This window comes from Wohlfahrtiimonas larvae (assembly GCF_002006755.1).
Taxonomy (GTDB): domain Bacteria; phylum Pseudomonadota; class Gammaproteobacteria; order Cardiobacteriales; family Wohlfahrtiimonadaceae; genus Wohlfahrtiimonas; species Wohlfahrtiimonas larvae.
In genome coordinates, this window is the sequence record NZ_MVDO01000052.1 from 1 (window position 1) to 5,420 (window position 5,420).

At 35.7% G+C, this 5,420-nt stretch carries 6 protein-coding genes; all 6 read right to left on the minus strand.

The window, feature by feature from the left end; translation table 11 throughout:
* Positions 1-1,212, minus strand: a 1,212-nt coding sequence (locus BZK14_RS03490; RefSeq protein WP_077925203.1) for an APC family permease, incomplete at its 3' end; no start/stop codon positions are given.
* Between the two features lie 324 nt (positions 1,213-1,536).
* On the minus strand, positions 1,537-2,196 hold the full coding sequence (locus tag BZK14_RS03495) for a tetratricopeptide repeat protein (protein ID WP_143691307.1): 660 nt from the start codon (positions 2,194-2,196) through the stop codon (positions 1,537-1,539).
* Between the two features lie 514 nt (positions 2,197-2,710).
* Positions 2,711-3,607 carry a tetratricopeptide repeat protein gene (locus BZK14_RS03505; RefSeq protein ID WP_077925206.1) on the minus strand — a complete coding sequence of 299 codons (897 nt, stop codon included), beginning with the start codon at positions 3,605-3,607 and terminating at the stop codon, positions 2,711-2,713.
* A 25-nt stretch (positions 3,608-3,632) separates the two neighbouring features.
* Positions 3,633-4,217, minus strand: coding sequence for a Maf family protein (locus BZK14_RS03510; protein WP_077925207.1), 585 nt, complete (start codon positions 4,215-4,217; stop codon positions 3,633-3,635).
* Positions 4,217-5,035: a 3-deoxy-8-phosphooctulonate synthase gene (gene kdsA / locus BZK14_RS03515; RefSeq protein WP_077925208.1), complete on the minus strand. Its 819-nt coding sequence runs from the start codon at positions 5,033-5,035 to the stop codon at positions 4,217-4,219. Before kdsA ends, BZK14_RS03510 begins: the two co-directional genes overlap by 1 nt.
* Positions 5,036-5,039: 4 nt before the next feature.
* The coding region (locus BZK14_RS03520; protein ID WP_245831143.1) for a methylglyoxal synthase at positions 5,040-5,420 on the minus strand (381 nt) is incomplete at its 5' end.

Sequence of the window (5,420 nt, forward strand, 5' to 3'; positions counted from 1 at the left end):
TCTAAAGTAGCACTGTACGATGACGCATACGTTCACAATGAAGAATGCTGTTAAGGCTCCAAAGTTAACTAAGTGTAAAGCAAAGTCTAAGTCAAAGAACCCAGCGCTCAGAGATACAATACCAACGATAACAATGTTGATAGAAGGAGTTTTATACTTAGGATTGATATAAGAGAATACTTTTTTCGGAAAAATCCCATCACGGCCCATAACATACATCATACGAGAAACGCCTGTATGTGCTGCTAAGCCAGAAGCAAATACTGCAAAAATTGCTAACCATAAGCCAATAGATTGGAAGAATGTAGATGCTAAGAATTTACCAATTTGCACTCCGCTCATCGCTTGTTCGCCAGCATATAGCAATACTTCTGGTTGGCTTTCATCAGGAGTAGTGAATGTATAACCTTCAAAAAATAGCTGCATAAAATAAGTGATGAAAATAAAGATCACACCACCGATCAATGTTGTTAAAAAAATCGCTTTAGGCACAGCTTTCGCAGCGTCTTTTGCTTCTTCTGACAATGAGCTTAAACCATCAAAACCTAAGAATGAGAAGCAAAGGATTGCAGAACCTGCTGCCACAACACTGATGGACATATCTGGACTGATAAAAGGTTTTGAGCTGACAAGTGTTGCAGCACCCACACCATCAAAATATAGACCTTTTAAAACTAAGACAACAAAGATAAGCATCAATAAGAGCTGGAAGAATACGATGATGCTATTAAAACTTGCCACCATTTCTACACCGCGATAGTTGATATAAGTCATCAAAGCAGCCAATGGTACAACGTAGAACCAAATATTGATATCACCAAACTGTGATTTTAGGTAAATGGTTGCCAATAAAATATTGATCATTGGATTGAATAAATAGTCTAGTAATGTACACCAGCCAACAACAAAACCTACTTTAGGATCAATTGACTTTTGTGTATATGTATAAGCTGAACCCGCAGAAGGGTAACGGCGTACCATTTTACCGTAACTTAATGCAGTGAACATCATAGCGACTAATGTGATGATATATGCAGTTGGAACATGCCCACCTGTATCTTGACTGACGATCCCAAAAGTATCGAATACAGTCATAGGTTGCATATATGCTAAACCGATCATAACAAGCTGCCAAAGTACTAATGTTTTTTGTAAGCTTGCAGAACCGTTATTGGTAACGTTAGGAGATAACGTTTGTGTGTTTGATAACATAAGTTTATTTCCCCCAGCCTTTCCTCGGCATGTTGAAAGAGAGATAAATATGCGCGTTAATTCAGATGAATTATTGCCCCCTTGTGTGCGAGTTAAATACCCAATATAAATTTAACTCTAAAAAAAATTCCTCATAACTAGATGAGGAATCACGAAATTTTACAGCATTTTTTGTATTTGGCTACATTTTTTTATTTTGAACATTGATAATTTTTGACCAAAAGCACATATTATCGATTTTATGTTTTTAAGTTACTGATAGATAATGTAAAAATAAAATCACTGATGACACAGGTTATTTATCATTTGAAACATTTTATAATATTAAGGTCGTAAAATTGTGAGTTTTGTACATGCAAATGCAATACGTTGTGCACATGCCTTGCTATACCAATAATAGGATTCGCCATTATTTTTTATAGTACCTTTACCAATGTTATACCAATGTGCGACAGTCAAAATGGCTCGCCAATCATCGGTATATGCTAATTTTTTGTACCAAACTAGTTGCTCATTGGGATTGTCTTGATTAATGGTTGCAAGCATTAAAAATGATTCTGGTGTATCTGCACGGGCTAATAATGTCTTTGCACGCATTTTATTCATAGGTGCTCCATCATATCCATTCCATAAAATCATACCCATATAATAATTTACATAAGGTGATAGATAACCATATGATGACACCCTTTGAAAAAATTCTAGTGCTTTTTTATGGTTTCTTTGAAATGGAAAACCTGCATGACTACGGTAGCCTACATAATAGAGTAAGCCGACATAAAAAGCATATTCTGCATTATCATTAGATGCATACTTGATCAGTTCTGGCGCTGACAAACGACTGTTGTTAACAACCGTAAAAACATTTTTTTCTATTGATGTATCACGTTTCCAGCCATCCCAAAAATTAATATCATCCACGTTATATGCAAGCGAGAAAGAGGATAGGCTAAATATTATGATCATTAGGATAAATCTAATCATATCAGCACCTCATAGTTCAATGAACGACTGACTTCAGAATATATGATATTGATGGTTGATGTGATAAAAAATTGTAATTTTATGTTTGAAATCGTATGGATATTATGGGCGCTGTAATTTCATCAGGCAAAATGAAAGTATCAGTAACATCGCTATACTAAAAGTGTAGATTGGGTAAATAGAGGTGAGCCCTAAAAATATCAGTGTTACAAGGTAGATGCTGAGTAAAAATATCATGATAAAGATTGTTACTCGGTAAAAAAATGGATATTTAAAAGCAAACATAGCAAATGCAACATTGATTAATAGTATATATTTGATGAAAGAAAATAAAATACTGATATCTATATGCCAATTAAATATTAAAAGTAATCGACTAGCTTCAAACCAAAATTTAGCAATAAAAGGGTATAAATGCGCAAACATTGGAAAATACTCTTTATCAATACTCATAACTACATAATGGCTGAGTAAGAATAATATGCATCCAATGAGTGCGATAATCCGTAGAGCTTTATTCATTAATCAATTGAGCTTTTAATTGATTGAGTTCTGGGTTTAAAGGATCAGCTTTTAATCCTAAATCCACATAATCTAAAGCTGAGAAAAAATCATTGCGACCCAACTCTTTTTTAGCCAAATTAAGGTAATGAGTTGCAAGTTGGCTTAAACCTGTGAGGGCAGATTGATCATTTGCATCAATGGCTAATGCTTGATGATAATAAGAAAGGGCAGAACCTTGATAAGGTTCGCTCAATTGACCTCGATTCCATGCTAGAGTTGCTTGCTTAACCAAAGATTGGACTTCAGGGTTACTAGGCATGACATTTTGTTCTACAGTTTGTGATGAAGACTCCAACTGTAAGGATTCCATTGTTAAGCCGAATGGAGAATCTCCATAGAAGTTTTCTTCAGCGTGTTCAGCTTCATCTTCTTCTGCTGATGAAATTAAGCTTAATGCTGGTAAGTCCAAATTAGCACTTGGGTTTTTGGTCGCTTCACTCAGTAATTCGATTTCATCCAAAACGGGTTTTTCTGTCGCTTTTGGACGACGCACAGGTGGTTGATAAACAAATGAAGCTCGTTCTTCCTCCGATAAAGCAGGATTATAGATTGCCTTGCCTAAATCATTGGTACGATCGATAGAGTATTTGGGTAAGCCTGTTCGCATAGTTTCACTGCCCATCATAAAATAAGCAACTATTAGGCAGATGATTAAAAAACAACCAGTCACAAACAAATTAAAGCCTTGAAACCATCCCCAGCCTAACGAGCTACCATATTTATGAGCTTTTTTCTTTTGGATAATTTCTGCTTCTTTATTCTGCTCATCGGCATTTTTAGTTTCGATGGCAACAGATTCTTTATTACCGCTTTCTGGATTTTTGATGTATTTGAATGATGGTTCCATATTAAATCTTGTCTAGTTTCAGAATCTATGAAAAGGTTAATGATGATTCATTATACCCAATTTCGTGTAAAGCTTCGGATAATTCAAACAGTGGTAATCCCATGATGCCAGAATAACTGCCTTCAATTTTTTGTATATATCGTGCCATTAGGCCTTGAATTGCATAGCCGCCAGCTTTATCACAAGGCTCATGTGTTGCCCAATAAGCTTCAATGAATGTTTTTGGTAATTGTGAGAAAGTCACGGAGCTGACACTTGTTTTAACAATAACTTGATCTAGATATTGTATGGCAATGGCTGATAAAACTTGATGCGTCGAACCTGATAGCATCGCCATCATTTTGCAAAAATCAGTATAATCTTCAGGCTTGCCTAAGATTACATCATTTTTAATCACGCTCGTATCTGCAGTTAAAATCGGATGTTGCGCATTACCTAAAAGCAATTTTGCTGCAATGGCTTTTGAATGTGCCATGCGAGCTACATAATCATGTGGATTCTCATTCGGTAAAACTGATTCATCAATATCGGTATTGATTACTTGATAATCAATACCGATTTGTCTAAGCAGTTCTTGTCGCCTAGGAGATTTTGATGCTAGTAAAATCATTAGCCTTTAACAATCTCATCAATAGCTTTTAATTTTATTAATAATGCTTCTAATTCAGATAATTTGATTGCATTTGGGCCATCTGATAGTGCTTGATCTGGATTCGGATGTGTTTCCATGAATAAACCACCTACACCAACAGCAACAGCAGCTTTAGATAACACAGGAACAAATTGTCGTTGGCCACCAGAACTTGTACCTTGTCCGCCTGGTAATTGTACAGAATGCGTAGCATCAAATACAACAGGGCAACCGATATCTTTCATTACTTCTAATGAACGCATGTCAGACACTAAATTATTATAACCAAAAGAAACACCGCGTTCACAAGCCATAATATTTTGGTTACCTGTTGCACGCGCTTTTTCGATCACATGTTGCATATCCCAAGGTGCTAGAAATTGACCTTTTTTGATATTCACAGGCTTCATTGTTTTTGCAACATTTTGGATAAAGTTAGTTTGACGACATAGGAAAGCAGGTGTTTGTAATACATCAACAACAGCAGCTACCTCATCTAAAGGTGTATCTTCATGCACATCTGTTAATACAGGTACATTTAAGTCTTTGCGAATTTTTTCAAGAATTGCCAAACCTTTTTCAATGCCAGGACCACGATAGCTGTTGATGGAAGAGCGGTTGGCCTTATCAAAAGATGATTTATAGATAAAAGGTATATTGAGTTTTTCGCACATTTCTTTTAAACGGCCTGCAACTTCAAATGTCATTGCTTCTGACTCGATCACGCATGTACCTGCGATCAAGAAAAAAGGTGTGTCATTGCTAACAGGTGCTTGAAATAGAGGGATATTAACCATTGTATTAACCTTTTTGTGAGTAGATATGAGAGAGACCTTTCATTAATAGGTCCGCTGTACCTTGATTACAAGCCATTGGGATATTATAAAGTGTTGATAAACGAATGAGAGCTTTCACATCAACATCATGTGGCATAGGCGTTAACGGATCTGTAAAAAAAATAAGCAATCCTAATTCGCCTGTGCAGATTAATGAGCCTAACTGTTGATCACCACCCAATGGTCCACTTTTTAAACGTGTTAAATTTAAATCAGGATAAGATTCTAAAATTATTTTACCTGTAGTACCAGTTGCATAAAGAGGAAATTCTTTAAAAAAATCATAGTGTGGTTTGATCCATTCTACTAATTCAATCTTTTTTTGGTCATGTGCAACTAAACCAAT